This is a genomic window from Streptomyces sp. NBC_01006, assembly GCF_045162725.1.
Classification (GTDB): domain Bacteria; phylum Actinomycetota; class Actinomycetes; order Streptomycetales; family Streptomycetaceae; genus Streptomyces.
The window spans coordinates 6346504-6366464 of record NZ_CP108700.1; the positions used below are offsets into that span (position 1 = coordinate 6346504).

The 19961-nt window shown below is 74.5% G+C and carries 10 protein-coding genes; 3 read left to right on the top strand and 7 right to left on the bottom strand.

What is annotated here, in order from left to right; translation table 11 throughout:
- Nucleotides 1–46: 46 nt before the first annotated feature.
- The 4 genes from OG509_RS28930 to OG509_RS28945 form a co-directional block, all read right to left on the bottom strand.
- Nucleotides 47–643 (bottom strand): hypothetical protein, encoded by a 597-nt coding sequence (locus OG509_RS28930; protein WP_406185473.1) that lies wholly within the window; start codon nt 641–643, stop codon nt 47–49.
- Nucleotides 640–1683 carry an AAA family ATPase gene (locus tag OG509_RS28935; protein WP_406185474.1) on the bottom strand — a complete coding sequence of 348 codons (1044 nt, stop codon included), beginning with the start codon at nt 1681–1683 and terminating at the stop codon, nt 640–642. The genes OG509_RS28930 and OG509_RS28935 overlap by 4 nt, the downstream gene beginning before the upstream one ends.
- Nucleotides 1684–1822: 139 nt before the next feature.
- Nucleotides 1823–2269 (bottom strand): response regulator transcription factor, encoded by a 447-nt coding sequence (locus tag OG509_RS28940; protein WP_406185475.1) that lies wholly within the window; start codon nt 2267–2269, stop codon nt 1823–1825.
- Nucleotides 2266–2901, bottom strand: coding sequence for a LuxR C-terminal-related transcriptional regulator (locus OG509_RS28945; RefSeq protein ID WP_406185476.1), 636 nt, complete (start codon nt 2899–2901; stop codon nt 2266–2268). The genes OG509_RS28940 and OG509_RS28945 overlap by 4 nt, the downstream gene beginning before the upstream one ends.
- A gap of 320 nt (nt 2902–3221) precedes the next feature.
- On the opposite strand from OG509_RS28945, the gene OG509_RS28950 reads away from it, so the two are divergent.
- From OG509_RS28950 to OG509_RS28960, 3 genes are all read left to right on the top strand, one after another.
- A complete protein-coding gene (locus OG509_RS28950; RefSeq protein WP_406185477.1) occupies nt 3222–6566 on the top strand; it encodes a type 2 lanthipeptide synthetase LanM family protein in 3345 nt (1114 codons plus the stop codon).
- Nucleotides 6567–6646: 80 nt separating this feature from the next.
- Complete coding sequence (locus OG509_RS28955; protein WP_406185478.1) at nt 6647–6874, top strand: hypothetical protein; 228 nt, start codon at nt 6647–6649, stop codon at nt 6872–6874.
- A 109-nt stretch (nt 6875–6983) separates the two neighbouring features.
- On the top strand, nt 6984–9902 hold the full coding sequence (locus tag OG509_RS28960) for a helix-turn-helix transcriptional regulator (protein WP_406185479.1): 2919 nt from the start codon (nt 6984–6986) through the stop codon (nt 9900–9902).
- A gap of 32 nt (nt 9903–9934) precedes the next feature.
- On the opposite strand, the gene OG509_RS28965 is transcribed toward OG509_RS28960, so the two are convergent.
- Genes OG509_RS28965 through OG509_RS28975 form a run of 3 tightly spaced genes read right to left on the bottom strand, consistent with a single transcriptional unit; the run spans nt 9935 to nt 19936 of the window.
- Nucleotides 9935–11215, bottom strand: coding sequence for an MFS transporter (locus OG509_RS28965; RefSeq protein ID WP_406185481.1), 1281 nt, complete (start codon nt 11213–11215; stop codon nt 9935–9937).
- Nucleotides 11216–11246: 31 nt separating this feature from the next.
- A complete protein-coding gene (locus tag OG509_RS28970; RefSeq protein WP_406185482.1) occupies nt 11247–12614 on the bottom strand; it encodes a cytochrome P450 in 1368 nt (455 codons plus the stop codon).
- A complete protein-coding gene (locus OG509_RS28975) occupies nt 12611–19936 on the bottom strand; it encodes an amino acid adenylation domain-containing protein (protein WP_406185483.1) in 7326 nt (2441 codons plus the stop codon). Before OG509_RS28975 ends, OG509_RS28970 begins: the two co-directional genes overlap by 4 nt.
- Between the last annotated feature and the right edge of the window lie 25 nt (nt 19937–19961).

The window sequence follows — 19961 nt, forward strand, 5'->3', positions numbered from 1 at the left end:
CGACGAGGACGGGCACCGCCGGGCTCGGCCCCGCCCGGGTCGCGGTTCACCCCGCGCCGCGGGGCTGGATCAGGCCGAGGTCCGCGAACATCCCGCGGCACCAGGCCAGGGCGGTGTCCAGGTCGCGCCACTGCGGATCGTCGGGCTCCAGGTAGGGGAAGACGTACGGGTCGGTGATCCCGTCGGGCAGGTCCGACGGGCGGCACGGCTGGGGGATGCCGTACTGGGCGGCCTTCAACAGGGCTGCGGTCTCGGCGTCCCCGCCGTCCCACACCGCGAACCACAGCCGGCGCAGCATGGCCGGGTGGGCGACCGCGAAGATCAGCCGGCCGACGTCGAGGGGCTCACCGGACGAGATCACCCGGGCCACCGCGGAGCACGGCCCGGCGTCCCGCCGCACCCGGGCCGTGAACCCCGACCAGATCTCCACCCCGTGCCCGGCCTCGACGATGGCCGCGCACAGGGCCGCCAGCGCCAGCCCCCGGTTGCGGATCCGGTCGTGGGGCGTGGTGTGGTCGTACACGGACGGGATCAGGAAGGTCACCACCTTCCCCTGCCGCGAGACGCGCCGGGGCACCGAGTCCACCATGCACTCCGGTTCCCCGGCGAGGTAGGCGCCGATGTCCACCTCGCTGCCGGTCACGTCCCACACCGGCTCCAGCGAGACGACGGGCGTCCCCAGACCGGCCCGCTCCCACAGGGCGCCGACGGTGATCTCCTGCTCCTGGAGCGGGACGTGCCATCCGTCGACCGCCAGCCGCAGCGCCTCCAGTCGATCGGCACGTCGATCACCGTGAACCGGTCGAGCGTGGCGGTGTCCAGTGCCTGCCGTCCGACGTACTGGTGGTCGCCGCCGTGGCCGTACGTATTGGCCGTCGCGATCAGCAGGAAGTCCTCGTGGGCTTTGACCATGCCGTCGGCGAAGGCGCAGGTGCGCAGGGCGAGGGCCTGGTTCAGCTCGCCGAGCAGGCCCGGATGGCCGTTGTCGAGTTCGTCGAGCAGCATCACGCCGCCGTGCTCGAACGCCCGGCGGAACGGGGTGTCGTGGCAGTGGCCGTGCGCGTCGAAGTAGCCGAACACCTTGCTCATGGGGGTGGTCGGCCCCAGCGAGAGGGCCTGGAGTTCGAGGCCGAGGGCCTGCGCCGCGTGCGTGGCCATCATCGACTTGCCGGTGCCGGCGGGCCCGACGAGGAGTACGTGGCACCGCGCGTGCAGCGCGAGCAGCAGTTCGGGGAGCACCCGGTGGGTGTCCGCTTCGAGTTCGACGGTGGGCCGGGCCGGGAGCGTCACGTGGACGACGGGCGGGGTGAAGTCGGCGAGGACCTTCGCCACTTCCTCGTGCACGGTACGGACGAACTCCGGCCGCGCGTCCAGCACCGCGTCGCGCGAGGCCTGCGCGGCGAGGGCGCGGACCGCGCTCTCGTCCTTGTCGCGGCGGGTGGCGAGCACGGCTTCGACCGCGCGGAGGGCGGCGCGGGCCACGGCCCGCTCCTGGGACTCGCCGGCGGCCTTCTTCGCCGCCTCGGCGGCGAGTAAGCCGGTCTTCTCCGTCACTTCCCGTACGAGGTCGGCCCGTTCGCGTTCGAGGGCGGCGCGGACGGCCCGGGACACCGAGGCCTCCTCCCACCGTACGAAGACGTCGTGGGCGACCTGGTTCGCCATCTTCTCCACTTCGGTTCTCATGGTGGCCCGCAACCCTGTCTCCTCCACGACCGCGGCGACGTGCGGCACGGGTGGCCCCGCGGGGCCGTGCCGCAGGATCCGGGAGGAGCCGCCCGGGGGGACGCGCGGCAGTCCGGCCGCGGTTCCGTGTAGGAGACCGCTAGATGAGGCTGTGGCGGACGGCACAGGCGACGGCGTGGGCCCGGTTGCGGGCCTGGAGGCGGGACATGAGCTCGTAGATCACGTTCTTGATCGTGTGCTCCGAGCAGGACAGGGTGCGGGCGATCACCGCGTTTCCGTGGCCCTCCGCCATCAGCGTGAGCACCGCGGTCTGGCGGGCCGTGAGCCGGGGGGCGTCCGGCGGGGCCGCCGCGGAGCGGGCGGCGGGAGCGCTCGCGGAGGCGACACCGGTGGTGGCGGAGGCGGCCGCTCCGGCGGAGGTGGCCGCGCCGAGCAGGCGGACCAGGGCCGGGTAGGGCATCCGGCCGTCCCCGGCCTGGCGCAGCAGGCTCAGCCGGTCCGGGGCCGCGGGGATCCGTACGGGTGCGATCTCGCGGGTCTCGTACGTCTCGTACATCTCGCGTGTCAGTTCGGCGACGGCGCTCACAGCAGGCCCACCCGCATCGCGTAGGCGACCGCGTGCGCGCGGTTGCGCAGCCGGAACCGCTGGGTGATGTCGTGGACGACGCTCGTGACGGTCCGCGGCGAGTAACACAGCTGCTTGGCTATCTCGTTCGTTTCGTGGCCGTCGGCGACCAGCCGCAGCACACTGCGTTCCCGGTCGCTCAGGCCCGCCGCCGCCCACGGGTCCGTGCCCCCGTCGGAGCCGCTGCCCGTGCGGCCGCCGGCGCCGGAGCGCTCCAGCAGCCGGTCCAGGAGGTCCGGCGGCAGAGTGCAGTCGCCGCGGGAGGCGGCCAGTACGGCGCGCGAGAGGCGGGTGACGTCCGCCTCGCGGCGGCGCAGCAGCCCTCGGGCGCCGGCCGCGATGGCGTGCAGGGCGCCGTCGGGCGCCAACTCGCCCGCCACCAGGACCACATCGGGGCGGGCCGGGGTGTCGCGGACGGTGCGCAGGACGTCGAGCTCGGGCCGGCCGACCTGGTCCACGGTCATGACCACGACCCGCGGGGCCTCGCCCGGGGCGGTCAGGGACACCTCGGGGCAGGCGAACAGGGTGCTCTTGGTTCCGGCTTCCAGTACGGGGTCGAATGCGACGACGTCTACAGGGACGGGTACTCCCACCAGGTCCTCCGATGATCATCCGCCGGCCGGGGTGCCGGACAGGGCGGAAGGGGCACTGCACACAGGCTGCGGGTCGGGGACCGGGTGCGGCATCGGGCCCCGGCCCCCACATTTGCGCGGGAGCGCCCGCGCAGGCCCGGATCCTGCGCGGACAGGTCTCCGAGCCGCCCGCGACCTGCCGGAACCCGTACGCCGCGGCCCTCCTCCCGGCCGCCGCACCGCCCCGCACACCGGGCCCGCGGCCCCCATGGGGGCGGTCCCACGGAATATGGGGGATCGGCCCCCATGTGCGCGCCCCCGCACTCTGCGAGTTTTCTCCTGTGACTGACACCGCCACCACCGCCGAAGAATCCCAGGTCGGCGGCCTGGCCCCCTCCTGGTGGGCCCGGGCCCTGAACCTGCGGGAGCGGCTCGCCGCCCCGGGTACCCCGGTACCCGCACCGGCCGACGCCCCCCACAGCCGACCGGCATCCTGGTCCCTGGGGGACACGGACGGCTTCGCGGCCCGGCTGGCGAGCCTGGGAACCACGGAGGGCGTGGCGTACGCCCTCGCGGCGGAGGCCCCCGGCCGGCTGGCCGCCCGTACGGCCGAGCCGCAGTGGGCCCGCTCCATCGAGCGGATGGTGGCGAAGGCCCCGGTCGAACTCCCCGCCGAGAGCCCCGACAAGACCCTCGTCGAGGCCCCCGCCGAGCTCCCCGCCGAGAGCCCCGACAAGACCCTCGTCGAGGCCCCCGCCGAGCTCCCCGCGGCGGCGGACGCGGACGGCGCCGCGGTGTTCCTGCCCGCGCTGCGCCCCCTGATCGACTCCGCCTGGGCCGAGGCGGCCGCCCGCCTCGACCTCGCCGACGGCGAACTCGCCGCCGTACGGGCCGCCTTCGAGGAGCGGCTCGGCGACCGGCTGATCCGCCAGTCCGCCCGCACCCTGGTCCGCGAACTCCACCGGGCCCGTACCGGAGGCCTGTTGGCGGGGCAGAACCCGCGGGAGCGGTTCGCGGACTTCCTCGCCCGGCTCGGCACCCGGCAGGGCCTCGCGGAGCTGTTCACCCGCTACCCGGTGCTGGCGCGGATGCTCGGCCAGGCCTGCGGCCACGCGGCCTCGGCCACGGCGGAGCTGTTCGAGCGCTTCACCGCCGACCGCCCGGAGATCGTCGCGGGCCTGCTGCACGGCACCGACCCGGGCGCCCTCGTACGGGTGGACCTCGGCCGGGGCGACGTCCACCAGGGCAACCGGTCCGTGGCCCTGCTGCGCTTCGCCGACGGCGCGACCGTCGTCTACAAGCCCCGGCCGCTCGACCAGCACGTACTGCTGGACCAGGCGGTCGGCTGGGCCAACGCCAAGGTGGCCGGCCTGGGCCTGAGGACCCCGCGCTCGGTGCGCGGCGAGGGCTACGGCTGGCTGGAGTTCATCGAGCACGGCTGGTGCGCCTCGCCCACCGAACTGGACCGGTTCTACCGGCGCCAGGGCGCGCTGCTCGCCCTGCTCTACGCGGTCGACGGCGTGGACATGCACTACGAGAACGTCATCGCCTGCGGTGACCAGCCGGTGCTGGTGGACGCCGAGACCCTGCTCCACGCCGGCCTGCCGGCGGCCGTGACCTGCGGCTCCGACCCGGCGGCCGACGCCCTGGCCGCCTCGGTGTACCGCACCTGCCTGCTGCCGAGCCTGCTGATCGGCGAGAACGGCGCCATGGACATCTCGGCCCTCGGCGGCGGGGACGGCGGCTCGTACCCCAGCGACGGACTGCGCTGGGAGGCGGCCGGAACGGACGAGATGCGGCTGCTGCGCGCCCCGGTGGCCACCGAGGCCGGGCAGAACCGGCCGGGCCCGCAGGGCAGGACGGCCGGCCACGCCGTCCACCGCGCGGCGTTACTGGAGGGTTTCCGGGCCGGGTACGACGCGATCACCGAGCACCGGGCCGAACTGCTCGGCACCGAGACGGTCGGCGGAGAGGACGAGGACGAGGGCGAGGGCGACGGTGGGCTGCTGGCCCGCTGGGCGACCAGCCCGGGGCGTCTGATCGCCCGCTCGACCCGCCTCTACACCACCCTGCTGGACGAGTCCACCCACCCCGACCTGCTGCACGACGCGCTGACCCGGGACACCGTACTCGCCGTGCTCTGGACGGAATCCGAGCATGATCCGGCGCGGCAGCGGCTGATCGAGGACGAGATCGCCGACCTGTGGTCCGGGGACGTACCGCTCTTCTTCCACCACCCCTCGGACACCGCGCTGCGGACCTCCCGGGGCACCCGCATCGACGGGGTGCTGCCGGCCCCGAGCCTGGGCGCCGCCCGCGCCAAGATCGCGGCCATGGGGGAGGTGGACCGCCACGACCAGGAGTGGATCATCTCGGCGACGCTCGCCGTCACCGGGGCCAACCTCAGCGTCGGCGGCCCCCGTTCGACCCTGGCCGGCCCCGCCGCGCCGGTCGTCGTACCGGAGCCCTCCCGGCTGCTGGCCGCGGCCTGCGGGATCGCCGACGAGATCGCGGCCCGGGCGGTGCACGGCGGCGACCGCGTCAACTGGCTCGGCCTGGAGCAGGTGTCCGGCGAGCACTGGGCCGTCCTGCCGATGGGCGGCGGGCTCGCCCAGGGCTACTGCGGAGTGGCGCTCTTCCTGGCCCAGCTCGGCGCCCTGACCGGGGCCGAGCGGTACACCGCGCTGGCCCGGCAGGCCGTACGGCCGCTGCCCGCGCTGCTCGCCACGCTCGCCGCCGACCCCGGGCTGGGGGCCGCGGTGGGACCCGGCGCCCTGCACGGGATCGGCGGCATCGTCTACACGGCGGCCCGGCTGGCCCCGCTGCTCGGCGAGGGTGAGGGTGAGGGCGAGGGCTTGGGTGACTGCCTGCCCGACGCGCTCGCCGCCCTGGAACGCGCTGCCCTGGCCGACACCGGGGACGGCGCCGGGGAAGGCGCCGACGGGCCGGCCGATCTGGCCGACGGCCTCGCCGGAGCCCTGGCCGCCGCGGTCGCCGCGCAGCGCACGTACGGGTCGGTGGCGCAGGGCGTGGCCCGGCGGCTGGCCGACCGGCTGCTGGTCCGGGCCGAGAAGGGCCTCGCCGGACAGCGCCCCGCGGCCCCCGGCTTCGCCCACGGCGACGCCGGCATCGGCTGGGCCCTGCTGCGCTACGCCGCCGCCCTGGAGGAGGCGGGGGAGTCGGGGGCCGCGTACGCCCGGACCGGCGCCGCCCTGCTGCGCCCGGCGCTGGACGAAGCCCTGCTCCGCCCCGCGGACCTCGGCTGGCACACGGGCCTCGCGGGCACCGCGTTGGCCGCCGCAGACGTACTCGGCTCCGGCGTACGCGGCTCCGGCGCGCTCGGGGCCGCCGGGCAGCCGGTCCCCGCGGCGGAACTCGACCGGTGCGCCGCCCTGTTGGGTGCGCCCAGCGCATCACCCGACCTCAGCCTGCACCGCGGCGCCCTCGGATCCCTGGAACTGCTGGGCGTGCTCGCCGGACAGGGCCACGACGGGGCCCGATCCGCCCTCGGCCACCGCGCCGGGGAGGTTCTCGGCCGACTGGAGGATCACGGCGAGCGCTGCGGCACCCCCGACCACGTTCCGTCCCCCGGTTTCCTCACGGGGCTCTCCGGCATCGGGTACGCCCTGCTCAGGCTGGGCTTCCCGGAGCGCGTCCCGTCCGTCCTGCTCCTCGAACCCGCATAGCGCACCCCGTACTTCGGCACGTCAGCACGGCAGCACTGAGCACCACTCCCCATCAGGCATCGAGAAAGGTACTCACGACCATGCAGAAGACCCAGGTCAACGCCCAGTCCATCGCCGCCGACGAGGCCGCCGCCACGGCCGCCGCCGAGGCGCGGACCGAGGACCCGGCCGGCGGGATCACCCTGTCGGGACGGAACAAGGCGTGCGCCCGGGCCCGTGCTCTGGCCGGTGTGGTGCTCACCAGCGGCATCGTCATCACCCTGACCTCGATCGACACGAGCGTCTCGGCCCCCAACGTCACCTGGTAGCCGCGTGTCCGATCTTCTCCGGATCTCTCCCGGATCTTCACCCCGCCCCTGTTCGAAACGGCCAACTTTCGTCGCACAATCGGCCGATCCCATGAACTAGATTGCGGACATGCGTTCCCGTTCGCGGTACATCGTCGGTCGTGACCCGCAACTGCGCGAGATCAAGCAGGCACTGACCGACGCGGGTGAAGGCCGCGGCGGGGTCGTCTTCCTGGTGGGCGAGGCCGGGATCGGGAAATCCAGGCTCGCCGCCGAAGCCGTGGGCATGGCCTTCGGCATGGGCATGCGGGCCCTGCGCGGCCGGAGCAGCACCACCGGCCCCACCGTCCCTTTCCGGCCACTCACCGAAGCGCTCATGTCGCTCTTCCGCAGCGGCGAACCCCTGGACGACCTGCCGCTGGGCCCCTACCGGCCCGCGCTCGGCAGGATCATCCCGGACTGGAGCAGCGACGCCCAGAACAACAGTTCCATGGTCATCCTCGGCGAGGCCGTCCTGCGGCTGCTCATCGCCACCGGCAAGGAGCACGGCCAGCTCCTGCTCCTGGAGGACCTGCACGACGCCGACCCCGAGACGCTCGCGGTCGTCGAATACCTCGTGGACAACCTGGAGTACACCAACGTGGTGCTCCTGGCCACCATCCGTACGGAGCCCTGCGACGCGCTCGACATGGCCGACTCGGCCCGCCGGCGCGGCGTGGGGACCGTACTGGAACTCGCCCCGCTCACCCGCCCCGAGGTCGGCGCGGTCATCGCCGCCCAGCTGGACACCGAACCCGAACTCGTCCCGCAGGCGGCCCTGGACCGGCTCTGGGACGACAGTGCCGGCAGCCCCTTCCTCGTCGAGGAACTGCTCCAGGGCATGATCGGCAGCGGCGCCCTCGTCCGTTTCGAGGACGGCTGGAGGGTCGTCGGCGACCTGCGCAGCGACGTGTCCACCGCCCTCGCCCGGGGCATCCTGCGCCGCATCGACCGGCTCGGCCCGCAGGGGCTGACCCTGCTCTCCGCGGCCGCCGTGATCGGCCGCCGCTTCCCGCTGACGGTGCTCCAGCGGATGACGGGCATCGACGACCGCGGGCTGCTCAGCCACCTGCACGCCGGCGTCGCCGCCCAGCTCGTCGTCCCCGACGAACCCGCCCCCGACTGGTACGCGTTCCGCCACTCGCTCACCGCCGAGGCCCTGCACACCCAGCTCACACCGGGCAACCGGGCGCAGATGTCAGGCCGCGCCGCCGACGCGGTGCAGGCGCTCTACCCCGACCTCGAAGGCGACTGGTGCCCCCTGGTCGCGGAGCTGCGCTCCCAGGCGGGCGACGACGCCGAGGCCGGGCGCCTGTTCACCGACGCCGGGCTGCGGGCCCTGGCGGCCGGGGGGATCGGCTCCGCGATCACCCTGCTCAGCCGCGCCGAACGGCTGCTCGCCGCCAGCCAGGACCCGGCCGGGCGCACCGACGCCCTGGAGGCCCTGCTCCCCGCGCTCGCCGAAGCCGGGGACTTCGCCCGCGCCTTCGGCTTCGCGGAGAACCTGCACACCCTGGGCGGCAGCGGACTCGGCGCCACCCGGCTCGCCGCGCTGCACACCCGGCTCGCCAAGGTGGCGCACACCGCGGGTCGCTGGGAGGACGGCAACAGACAGATAGCCCAGGCCAGATCCCTCCTGGGCGCCCATCCCGACGAGTGCACCACCGCCTCGATCGACGTGACCGCCGCCTACCTCGCGCTCGACACCCCCGGCCAGGACCGCACCCAACTGGCCGAGAAGCTCGGCAACTCGGCCCTCCAGGCGGCCCAGCGCCACGGCCTGGCCACCGTCGCCTGCCAGTCCCTGGAACTCCTCGCCACCCTCGCCCGCGAACGGGACTTCGACGAGGCCACCGCCCTGCTGGAATCGGCCCTGCAGACCGCCGAACAGCACCAGCTCCCGCTCCAGCGCATGTACGCGCTGACCCGGATCGGCGGCAACTACTGGCTCACCGAGGGCGCCACCGCCCCCCTCATGGCCGCCCGGAGCGAGGCCCAGCGGCTCGGCTCGGCCAACATCGTCTACACCATCGACGGCATCATGATCCTGGACGCCGTCCTGCGGGCCGAGTTCACCGCCGCGCAGCGGTCCGCCGAGGAGTGCCTGGCCGTCGTACAGCGCCTGCGGCTGGCCCCGGCCACCCGGTACGTCCTGATGGCGCGGGCCGCGCTGGCCGCCCACCGGGGCGACCGGCCCGCGATGGAGAGCGCCCTCGCGACCTTCGCGGAGTGGGACGGGGCCGGCTCCCAGGAGGAACCGCTGACCCTGGGCCTCGCCCGGGCCTTCTGCGCGCTGATGGAGGAGCACCGGCCCGGCGCCGTCGCCGAACTGCGGGCCGTCGCCGACCTGGAGGACGCCAACCCCAGTACGTACTACCTCAGCGGGCGGTACGGCATCGGGCTGCTCCTGGACGTGCTGACGGGGGAGGCCGACCGCGCCGCGTACGAGGAGATCGCCGCCACCGCACCCGGCCGGATGCGCTGGAACCGGCAGTTCGTCCTGTTCGCCGGCGCCGTCCTGCTGGGCCGCGAACGCCGTCCCGAGGAGGCCGCCGCGGCCGTGGCCGAGGCCCTGCGCGTCGCCGCCCCGTACGCCACCGCCCTCCACCTGGGCCTGAGGCTGATCGCCGACGCGGCGTACGAGGACGGCTGGGGCGAGCCGGTGGCCTGGCTGCGCCAGGCCGAGGAGCACTTCCACCAGGGCGGCGTGGCCACGGTCGCCAATGCCTGCCGCGCGGCCCTGCGCCGGATGGGCGCCCCGGGCCGGCAGCGCCGTACGGGGTCGAGCACGATCCCGGACGTCCTGCGCACGCAGGGCGTCACGGTCCGCGAGTACGAGGTCTTCCGGCTCCTCGCGGAACGGCTGGGCAACAAGGACATCGCAGACCGCCTCTACATCTCGCCGCGTACGGTCGAGAAGCACATCGCGGCCCTCGGCACCAAGACGGGCCGCACCAACCGGGCCGCGCTCTGCGAACTCTCGGCGTCCCTGGAGGCATCGGCGCCCTGAGGCACCTGCGCCCGATGCACCGGCCCGCCCGGTCACCGCATCTCGCGGACCGTGCGCGAGCTGAGGATGCCGATCGCCGTCACCGCCAGGACCGCCGCCGAGACGGCGAACATCGGGGCGGTGCCCGACTGCGCCAGGGCTCCGCAGACGATCAGGGAGAGCGGGGCGACCGCGTAGCCGATCACCATGTCCACCGAGATCACCCGGCTCAGCACCGAGCCGTCGATCGTGCGCTGGATCCAGCTGAGGCCGAAGACCCCCTGGAAGCCCATCCCGAAACCCATCGCCAGCACCGTCGCGAGAGCCCCCGCGGTGTTGCCGACGAGGCCGAGCAGGCCCGTGCCGATCGCGAGCCAGCCCGCCAGCGCGGCGATCAGCAGGCCGATCCGGGGCCGGCTGCTCACGGCGCCGCCGACCAGGGTGCCCAGCATCGCCCCGCCGGCCAGCGCGCCGTTGAGCAGGCCCAGGGTGGCCGAGCCGCCGTGCAGGTCGACCTTGGCCAGGGTGGCGAAGCCGACGGTGAACGGCCCCGCCTGGCAGAAGGTCACCGCCGCGTCGACGGCCAGGATCGTACGGATCCGCGGGTCCTCGAAGGCGTACCGCAGCCCGGCGCGGATCCGGGCGCCCAGCGAGACCTCGGCCTTCGGCGGACCCGCGCTCCCGGCCGGTCCGGCCGCCGCCGGGCCCTCCCCCCCGGCGACGGGGCGGGGCAGCGGGCGGATCCCCGCGACGCACAGGCCGCAGAGCGCGAAGCACACCCCGTCGACGAGGAAGGCGATGGGGGCGTTGGAGAAGGCCACCACCATGCCGCCGACGGCCGGCCCGAGCACGGCCGCCACCTTGGTGCCGACGGCGAGCAGGGCGTTGGCCGGGGCGAGCTGCTCCCTGTCCACCACCGATGGCAGGATCGACGCCCGGGCCGGCTGGAAGAACGCGTCGACCGCGCCGAAGGCAGCGGCGGCGCAGCACAGCATCCACAGCGTCAGGGATCCGGCCAGGCCGGCCAGGCCCACGCCCGCCATCAGGGCGGCCCGGGCCCAGCTGGAGAGCTTCATCAGGGTCCGCGAGGACCACTTGTCGCTGAGGGAGCCGCCGACCAGGGTCAGCAGCGCCCGCGGCACCGCCTGGAAGGCGAGGACGTAGCCGAGGGCCAGCGTGGACTGCGTGAGACCGAGCGTGATCCAGGAGAAGGCGATGTAGCTGAACCCGTCGCCGAGCAGGGACAGGGACTGCCCGAGCCAGAGAAGCCGGAACGACGGCAGCCGGGCGGGGGCGCTCAGCCGCTCCCGCGCGTCCACCAGGGTGGAAGCCATGAACGAATCCCCTTCGTAGGGCCGGCGGTGGTCAGTAGCGGACGGGCAGGGCCGTCAGCGCGCGGTTGAGGAGGGAGGGCTGCCAGGTGTGCTGCCGGCCGAGCAGTTCCAGCCCCGGGTACTCGCGGACGAGTACGTCGACCACCGCGCCCGCCACCAGCCGGGCGAAGGCCGCCCCGATGCAGAAGTGCGCGCCGAAGCCGAACCCGAGGTGCGAGGCGCTGCCGCGCCGGACGTTGAACTCGTCCGGGTCGGGGAAGCGGGCCGGGTCGCGGTTGGCGGCCGCCGTGACCAGGAACAGCCGGTCCTCGGCGCGGACGGAGCGCCCGTCGAGGTCGAAGTCCCGGGCGGCGGTGCGGATCGACATCTTCGAGGGGCCGTCGAAGCGCATGGCCTCCTCGACCGCCATCGACACCAGGGCCGGGTCCTGGCGTACGGCGGCCAGCTGCTCGGGGTGCTCCAGCAGGGCGAGTACGGCGTTGACGATGAGGTTGCTGGTGGTCTCGCCGCCGGCGAAGGCCATCTGCGTCAGCATCCCGACGAACTCCTCCTCGCTGACCGACTTCCCGATCTGGCCGCCCGCCAGCACGGCGCTGATCAGGTCGTCCTTGGGGTCGGCGCGGCGCTGTTTCACCAGGTCGGCGAGGTAGTCGTCCAGGTTGACCAGGGACTGGAGCGAGGTGCGGTACTCGCGCTCCTCCTGCGCGGCCCCGAGGACGAGGTCGCCCACCCGGGCGTTCCAGTACCAGAAGGACGGGCCGTGCGCCTGGGGGACGCCCAGCCAGCGGGCGAAGACGAGGGCGGGCAGCGGCCGGGCGATGTCGGCGACCAGGTCCCCGATCCGGCCGGGGACGGCGCGCCGGGTGAGCATGGCGCGGGTGGCGCGCTCGACGAAGGCCCGGTAGCGGCCGATCGAGCGGGCCGCGAACTGCTCCTGGAACACCTGGCGCAGCCGCCGGTGCTGCGGGGCGTCGTTGAACACCATCCATCGGGACAGGATCCCGAAGGCCCGCTCGGCGTCCTCGCGGGCGCCCTCCGGCACGGCGTCCATCAGCGGGCGCACCCGCTCGGCGGAGACGGCGGGGGCGCGCAGGCAGTGCATCAGCTGGGCGTGCCCGGTGACGAGCCAGGCCCGGTGCATGGCGGACCAGTACACGGGGTCGTGGTCGCGCAGGGAGTTGAGGTACCCGTACGGGTCCGCGTTGACGGCGGGGTCGAGGAGGTACCGCTCGGTGAAGGCGGCCGCCGGGGCCGACGGGCGCGTACGGGTCACCGCGGCCGGCGGGGTGGTCTGCGGGGCGGCCGGCGGGGCGGTCCGCCCGGTGATCGGGCACACCAGCGGGGACATGTCCGCGGTCGCAGTCGTGTTCGTGTCGGTGTTCGTGGTCAGGACGGTCATCGGCGTGCCTCCGACTGGATCCGGCCGAGCACAGCAGCGGTCTTGTGCATCAGCCGTTCGGACATCATGGACATGTGGTCGCCTTCGGTGACGTGGACGGTCAGCCCGCCGAGCGCGATCTCGCGCCAGCGCTCGACGTAGGTGCGGAAGTCCACGTCCAGCCCGGGCATCGGTTCGCCGTCGGGCAGTTCCGCGGCCGCGCTGCCCACCAGGAGGTGGACGTGGCCGGGGTAGGGGCGCAGTACGTAGTCGGACAGGGCGGTCAGCAGCGAGTGCCAGACCTCGATGGGGGCCTGCTCCACCAGGGCCGCCTCGCCGGGGCTCATACCGGCCCCCAGCAGCAGGGCGGTGAGCTCGGCCACGGCCGCGTCCCGCTCCGGGGACGGCGGCAGCGTACGGACGCGGTCGCGCATCCGGAGCCCCCGCTCCATGTCCCGGCCGACCGCGGCGAGGCGTTCGCCGGCCGCCGGGTGGGGCAGGTGCGGCTCGATCAGCGTCAGCGGTGCGACGGTGTGACCGGCCTCGTGCAACTGGGTGGCCATCTCCAGGGCGATGTTGGCGCCCATGGACCAGCCCAGCAGGTCGTGCGGGCCGTGCCCGCCGTGGGCCGCGATCTCGGCGGCGTAGTTGGCCGCGATCCCGGCGATCGTGGTCGGGTCCACCCCGCCGAGCAGGCCGCGGGCCTGGAAGGCACGGACCGGCTGACCGGGCGGGAGGGCCCGGGCGAGCGGCACGTACCAGGCGCCGCTGCCGCCGCTGGGGTGTACGCACCACAGCGGGACGCCGTCGCCCTCGCGCAGGCGGACCTCCGAGGTGACGGCCGTGGCGCCGGGAGAAGTCTCCGCGGCCCCAGCCGCTTGCGTGGCGCGGGCGGCGAGCCGGGCGATCGTGGGCAGTTCGAGCAGGTCCCGTACGGAGACGCTCAGCCCGCGGGCGGCGGCCTGCGCGGCGACCCGGACGGTGGAGAGCGAACTGCCCCCGAGGGCGAAGAAGTCGTCGTGGACACCGACCTGCTCGATGCCGAGGACCGTGCGCCACACCTCGGCGAGCACCACCTCGGCCGGCGTGCCCGGGGCGGCGTAGTCGGTGGCGCTGCCCAGCCGGTCGGCCGAGGGCAGCGGCAGGGCCTTCTTGTCGACCTTGCCGCTGCTGTTGACCGGCATCGCGTCGAGGAAGACGAACCGCGCGGGGACCATGTACGCGGGCACCTTGGCCCGCAGCGCCAGGCGGAAGGGCTCCACGACGGGTTCCACGCCCGCCTCGGGCACCACGTACGCCACCAGCGCGGGCTCCGGCAGGTCCCGCCGCAGCAGGACCACCGCCTGCTGCACCTCGGGCAGTTCCCGCAGCCCGTGCTCGATCTCGCCGAGCTCGATGCGGAATCCGCGCAGCTTGACCTGGCTGTCGCGGCGGCCCAGGACCTCCACGGCGCCGTCGGGCAGCTGGACGCCGATGTCCCCGGTGCGGCACAGCCGGCCGCCGGGGGCGCCGTACGGGTCGGGGACGAACGCGGCGGCGGTCAGGTCGGGGCGGTTCACATAGCCCCGGCCGATGGCCCGCCCGCCGAGGTAGACCTCGCCCTGCACCCCGACGGGAACCGGCTGGAGGTCCTCGTCGAGCACGTAGACCTGGGTGTTGCGCATCGGCCAGCCGATCGGCGGGCGCTTGCAGTCGGGCCGCAGGAGGGTGGAGACGGACCACACGGCCGTCTCGGTGAGCCCGTAGACGTTGTAGAACCGCCGTCCGCGCGCCCACTTCTGGGCCAGTTCGGCCGGGCAGGCCTCACCGGCGACCTGGAGGATCCGGATCGCGGGGAAGCGGTCCTCGCCGAGGGCCGCGAGGGCGCTCGGGGCCAGCATCGCGACGGTGATCCCGTAGTCGAGCAGGGTGCCTGCGAGGTCGGCGCCCGCGCGCAGCGCCTCCCTGGGCGGTGTGCACAGCTGGGCGCCGTTCGCCAGGGCCCAGGTCAGGTCCATGATGGAGACGTCGAAGCTGAGGGAGGCGAACTGGAGCACCCGGTCGGCGGGGGTCACGGGGAACAGGTCGCGCTGTCCCTCCAGCATGTTGGTGAGGCTGCGGTGCTGGATGGTGACGCCCTTGGGCGTGCCCGTGGAGCCCGAGGTGTAGAGGATGTAGGCCGCGTTGTCCGCGGTGACGGCGGGCTCCGCAGCCGGGACCTCGACGGGCGCCGCCCAGGTCGCCGGATCGTCCACGACCAGGGTCGGGCCGTCGAACGGCACCGTCCCCAGCAGCGAGGACTGGGTGATCAGTACCGGCATTCCGCTGTCCCGGGCGATGAACTCCAGCCGGTCGGCGGGGTGCTGCGACTCCAGCGGCAGGAACGCCCCGCCCGCGCGGAGCACGCCGAGCACGGCCCGGACCATCTCCGGACCCCGGTCGAGGCAGATCCCGACGGGCACCTCCGGACCGACCCCGAGCGCACGCAGCCGGTTCGCCAACTCACGTACGGAAGCATCCAGTTCGGCGTACGTGACCTCCTGCTCGCCCTGCCGGACGGCCACGGCGCCGGGCGTGAGCACGGCGTGCTCGGCCACGCACTCGTGGAACATCAGCGAGGTGTTCGGCAGCTCGGGGCCGCGGCCCCACTCCTCCAGCGCCCGCATCCGCGCCTCGCCGGCCAGCGTCGGCGCCGTGACCGGGGCCTCGGGCCGCGCGGTCATCGCCTTCAGCACCCCGCACATCAGGTCGGCGAGCTGCTCGGCGGTGGCCGGGGCCAGGTAGTCCGGGTCCACGTCGAGGGTGAAGGACTCCACGCTCGCGTTGAGCATCAGCGGGAACGCCGTACGGGCGATCTCCAGCGAGTCGTCCCAGCTGTCCCCGGACAGCCGGTGGAAGTTGACGTAGTTGAAGAGGGTGTCCGCCAGGCTCGGCTCGCCCGGCCGCAGCTGCGCGAGGCGGGCCAGCGGCACCCTGCGGTACGGGAGCATCTCCTGCTCGGCGGCGAACGCCGCCTTCAGGTACTCCAGCCAGCTGCCCCGGGGCCGCCGGACGCCGAACGGCACGGTGTTGAGGAACAGCCCGCGCATCCGGTCGGCGCCGGGCACCTCGGGCCGGCCGTTGGTGACCAGGCCGACCGAGTGCCCCTCGGCGGAGCCGTCGCGCTCGGCGAACAGGCTCATGGTGTGGTGGAACGCGGAGAGCAGGACGGTACGGCGGGGCACCCCGGCCAGCCGGGCCAGCCGGCCGATCGGCTCGGCGAGGGCCGCGTAGGAACGGCGCACCTCGTGCACGAACTGCCCGCCGTCGGCGGCCTCCGTACCGCGCCGGGTGAACCGGATCGGGCTCAGTTCGCCCAGCGCCGAGCGCCAGTACTCCAAGCCCTCCTCGTCGACGAGCGCGGCCCGCTCCAGTGCGACGTACTCGGCGTACGGGGGCGCCGCCGGCAGCTGCGGGGTCCGGCCCTGCGCCACGGCCTGGCGGTGCAGGTCGAGCAGGTCCGCGATCAGCGAGGTCAGGCTCCAGCCGTCGAGCACCACGTGGCAGTCGGTGAGCGTGAGCCGCAGCTCCCGGTCGGTGAGCCGGTGCAGGTGGATGCGGACCAGCGGCGGGGCCGCCAGGTCGAAGCGCCGGGCGAACTCCGCGTCGACGTAGCCCCGTACGGACGCCCACTGCTCCTCGTGGGGCAGACCGCGCAGATCGCTGTAGCCGACCGGGAGTTCGGCTGCGGCGTGCACCAGCTGGAGCGGCTCGGAGAAGGAGACCAGGTCGATGGAGGACCGCAGGATGCTGTGGCCCCGTACGACGGTGTCCACCGCCGTCTGGAAGGCGGCAAGGTCGAAGCCCTCCGGCACGGTGATCTTGAGGTCGGTGACGTTGTGGTAGGCGCCGCGGCTCGGATCGGCCAGCATCTCGTGCAGCATGCCGGCCTGGAGCATGGTCAGCGGGTACGCGTCGTCGAGGCCCTGCGGGAGCCGGGCCGCGTCGGCCGGGTCGAGCTGGGAGAAGGGCTCCACGGGCGCGGGGCCGGTGTCCTCGGGGCCTTGCGTCGCCAGCGCGGCGAGGTCGCCCAGGGTGCGGGCCCGGAAGAGGTCCGGGACGCTGAGGCCGAGTCCCGCGGTGCGGGCCTGCCCGATCACGCGCAGGGCCAGCATCGAGTCGCCGCCCAGGTCGAAGAAGTTCGCCGTACGGCTGATCCGCTCGGCGCCCAGCACGTCCGACCAGATGCGGGCCAGCGCCTCCTCGGCCGGACCGGCCGGCGGGACGTGTCCGGCGGGCGCACCGGCCCCCTCGACGGCCACCGCCACCAGGGACTTGCGGTCCACCTTGCCGTTGGCGGTGATCGGCAGCTTCGGGTGCCGGACGAACAGCGCGGGCACCATGTACTCGGGCAGCGTCAGGCGCAGCCGGTCGCGCAGGTCCGGCGCGTCCAGGGGCCGGCCCTCGGTCAGCACCACGTGCGCGACCAGGCGGGCCCCGCCGTGCGCGTCGGGCCGGGCCACCACCGCGGCGTCCCTTACGCCGGGCAGGGCGCGCAGCGCGGTCTCGATCTCGCCGGGCTCGATGCGGAAGCCGCGGATCTTCACCTGGTGGTCGGCCCGGCCGGCGTACGCCAACTGCCCGTCGGGCAGCACCCGTACCAGGTCGCCGGTGCGGTACATACGGGTCCCGGCCGGACCGAACGGGTCGAGGGGGAAACGCTCGGCGGACAGCTCCGGCCGGTTGCGGTAGCCGCGGGCGACGCCGCCGCCGGCCACGTACAGCTCACCCACCGTGCCGTGCGGCACCAGGCGGCCCGACCGGTCCAGGACGTAGCCGTGCTGGCCGGCCAGGGGGCGGCCGATCGGCGAGTACACGGGGGAGACCGTGTCCTCCTCGGTGATCAGCCGGTACGTGACGTGCACGGTCGTCTCGGTGATCCCGTACATGTTCACCAGTGCGGGCCGCTCGCCCTCGGGCACGGCGAACCAGTCGCGGTAGTCACGGGCGTCGAAGGCGTCACCGCCGAAGACCACCGTGCGCAGCGCGAGAGCGCCGAACTCCTCGCCCTGTTGGGCCAGATGGGCCCGCAGCCCCTTGAAGGCGGCCGGGGTCTGGTTGAGCACGGTCACGCGCTCGTCGCGCAGGACGGCGTGGACGGCGGCGGGGTCGCGGACCTCGTCCTCGGTCAGCACCACCACCCGGCCGCCGGAGGTCAGCGGGGCCCACAGCTCCCAGACGGAGAAGTCGAACGCGGGGGAGTGCAGGAGCGTCCACACGTCGTCGGCGCCGAAGACGAAGTGGTGGTCGGCGGCGCCGAGCAGCCAGGCCAGGTTTCCGTGGGTGATCTCGACGCCCTTGGGCTGCCCGGTCGATCCGGAGGTGTAGATGACGTACGCGAGCGTCTGCGGCCCGGGGGCGGCGCAGTGCAGCTCCTCTGTCTCGTCGGAGGTGTCGTCGGCGGGCCCTTCGGTGGCTTCGTCCAGCGGGATCAGGCCCACCGGCAGCCCCTCCACCGCGGCGCGGCCGACGGCGTCGGCGACCACCCACTCCACCCCCGCGTCCTCGACGGTGAACTCCCGCCGGGCCCGCGGGTGGGCCGGGTCCAGCGGCAGGTACGCCGCGCCAGCCCGCCAGACGCCGAGCAGTGCGACGGCCAGGTCGACCGAGCGGCCCAGGCAGACGCCGACCAGGGACTCCGGGCCGATGCCCGCGGCCCGCAGCCGCCGGGCCAGGGCCAGCGAGGCCGCGTCGAGTTCGGCGTACGTCAGGCTGCGGCCACCGCCGGAGACGGCCGCGGCGGTGGGGGCCAGCCGGATCCGCTCGGCCAGGCGCTCCATCGCGAGCCGGGGGGCCGGCTCGGGTGCGGCGCCCGCCGGCAGGCGGTTCGCCGGGCCGTCGGGGCCGAGCAGCGCGGCCCGCTCGTCCGCACCGAGCAGGTCGGCCATGCCGAGCGGCACGTCCGGGGCCTCGGCGAAGGCCCGCAGCACCGCGACGGTGTGCTCGGCCAGCCGGGCCACGGACGCCGCGTCGAACAGGTCGGGGCGGTAGACGAACTGGAGGCGGATGCGGTCCGCGTCCTCGCTGACGTCCAGCGTCAGGTCGAACTTCGCGGTGGTGAGGTCGATGGGGAAGGCCGTCCCCAGCGCCCCGCCGAGGGCGTACGCACCTTGCCGCGCGCCGGCGGAGTGCGAGAACAGCACCTGGAACAGGGGGTTGCGCGACAGGTCCCGCTCGGGGCTCAGCTCGTCGACGACCCGCTCGAACGGCAGGCTCTGGTGGGACAGGGCGCCCAGGACGCTCTCCCGGGTCCGGGCGAGGAGCTGCGCCGAGGTCGGGTCGCCCGACAGGTCGGTGCGGATCACCAGGGTGTTCACGAAGAACCCGACCAGCTGCTCGATCTCCGGGCGCTCCCGGTTGGCGACGACGGTGCCGATCGCGATGTCGTCCTGGCCGCTGTGGAAGGCGAGCGCCGCCTGGAAGGCCGCCATCAGGGTCATGTACGAGGTGGTGTCGGCCCGGCGGCCGAGCTCGGCCAGGGCCGCCGTCAGCGCCTCGGGGAGCTCGACCGTGTGCACGGCGCCGACGCAGGTGCGGACGGCGGGCCGCGGGTGGTCGGTGGGCAGTTCGAGCGGGGTCAGGCCGGCCAGCGCCGTACGCCAGTGCTCCAGGTCCGCGCTCTCGTCGGCGCCGCGCTGCCAGTGCGCGTAGTCGGTGTACTCGACCGGCGGCCGGCCGGGCTGCGGGGCCCGGCCCTGGGTTCTGGCGCGGTAGCAGGCGCTCAGGTCACCGGTCAGGATGTCCAGCGACCAGCCGTCCGAGACGATGTGGTGCATGGCCAGGACGAGTACGTGGTCCTCGGCGGCGATCCGCAGCAGGGTCGCCCGGAACGGGGGCGCGGCGGCCAGGTCGAAGGGGCGCAGCGCCACCTCCCGTACGGCCTCGGCGATCGCCCCGGGGCCGCCCTCACGGACCGCCGGGGGCAGGTCGACCACGTCGAGGCCGGCCGCGGCGTCGGCGGGGAGCACGCGCTGGGCGGGCACGCCGTCCTCGTGGGAGAACACCACCCGCAGCTGCTCGTGGCGGGCGACGAGGTCCTCGATCGCGGCGCTCAGCGCGGCCACCTCCAGGGGGCCGGTGAACCGCCAGGCGGCGGGCATCAGGTACTCGACGCCGCCGGGGTCGAGCTGGTCGAGGAAGTACAGGCGCTGCTGGGCGGCGGACAGGGGGGACTGCGCGGGACGCGGGTCGAGGCGGGGGATCCCCGCGGGCGCGGCGGCGGCCTTGCCGCGCAGGCGCATTTCGAGGAGGCGGCGGGCCGCCGGGGAGAGACCGCCGGGCGTCGCGGAAGCGGTGGTGGAGGGTTCGACCTGTGCAGTGGTCATCGCAAGTGCCGTCCAATCAAGGCTG

Bases quoted from the DNA above. Each gene is read 5' to 3' on its own strand.
- OG509_RS28975 (WP_406185483.1), bottom strand. From the start codon at position 19,936: ATGACCACTGCACAGGTCGAACCCTCCACCACCGCTTCCGCGACGCCC.
- OG509_RS28965 (WP_406185481.1), bottom strand. From the start codon at position 11,215: ATGGCTTCCACCCTGGTGGACGCGCGGGAGCGGCTGAGCGCCCCCGCC.
- OG509_RS28970 (WP_406185482.1), bottom strand. From the start codon at position 12,614: ATGACCGTCCTGACCACGAACACCGACACGAACACGACTGCGACCGCG.
- OG509_RS28955 (WP_406185478.1), top strand. From the start codon at position 6,647: ATGCAGAAGACCCAGGTCAACGCCCAGTCCATCGCCGCCGACGAGGCC.
- OG509_RS28935 (WP_406185474.1), bottom strand. From the start codon at position 1,683: ATGAGAACCGAAGTGGAGAAGATGGCGAACCAGGTCGCCCACGACGTC.
- OG509_RS28960 (WP_406185479.1), top strand. From the start codon at position 6,984: ATGCGTTCCCGTTCGCGGTACATCGTCGGTCGTGACCCGCAACTGCGC.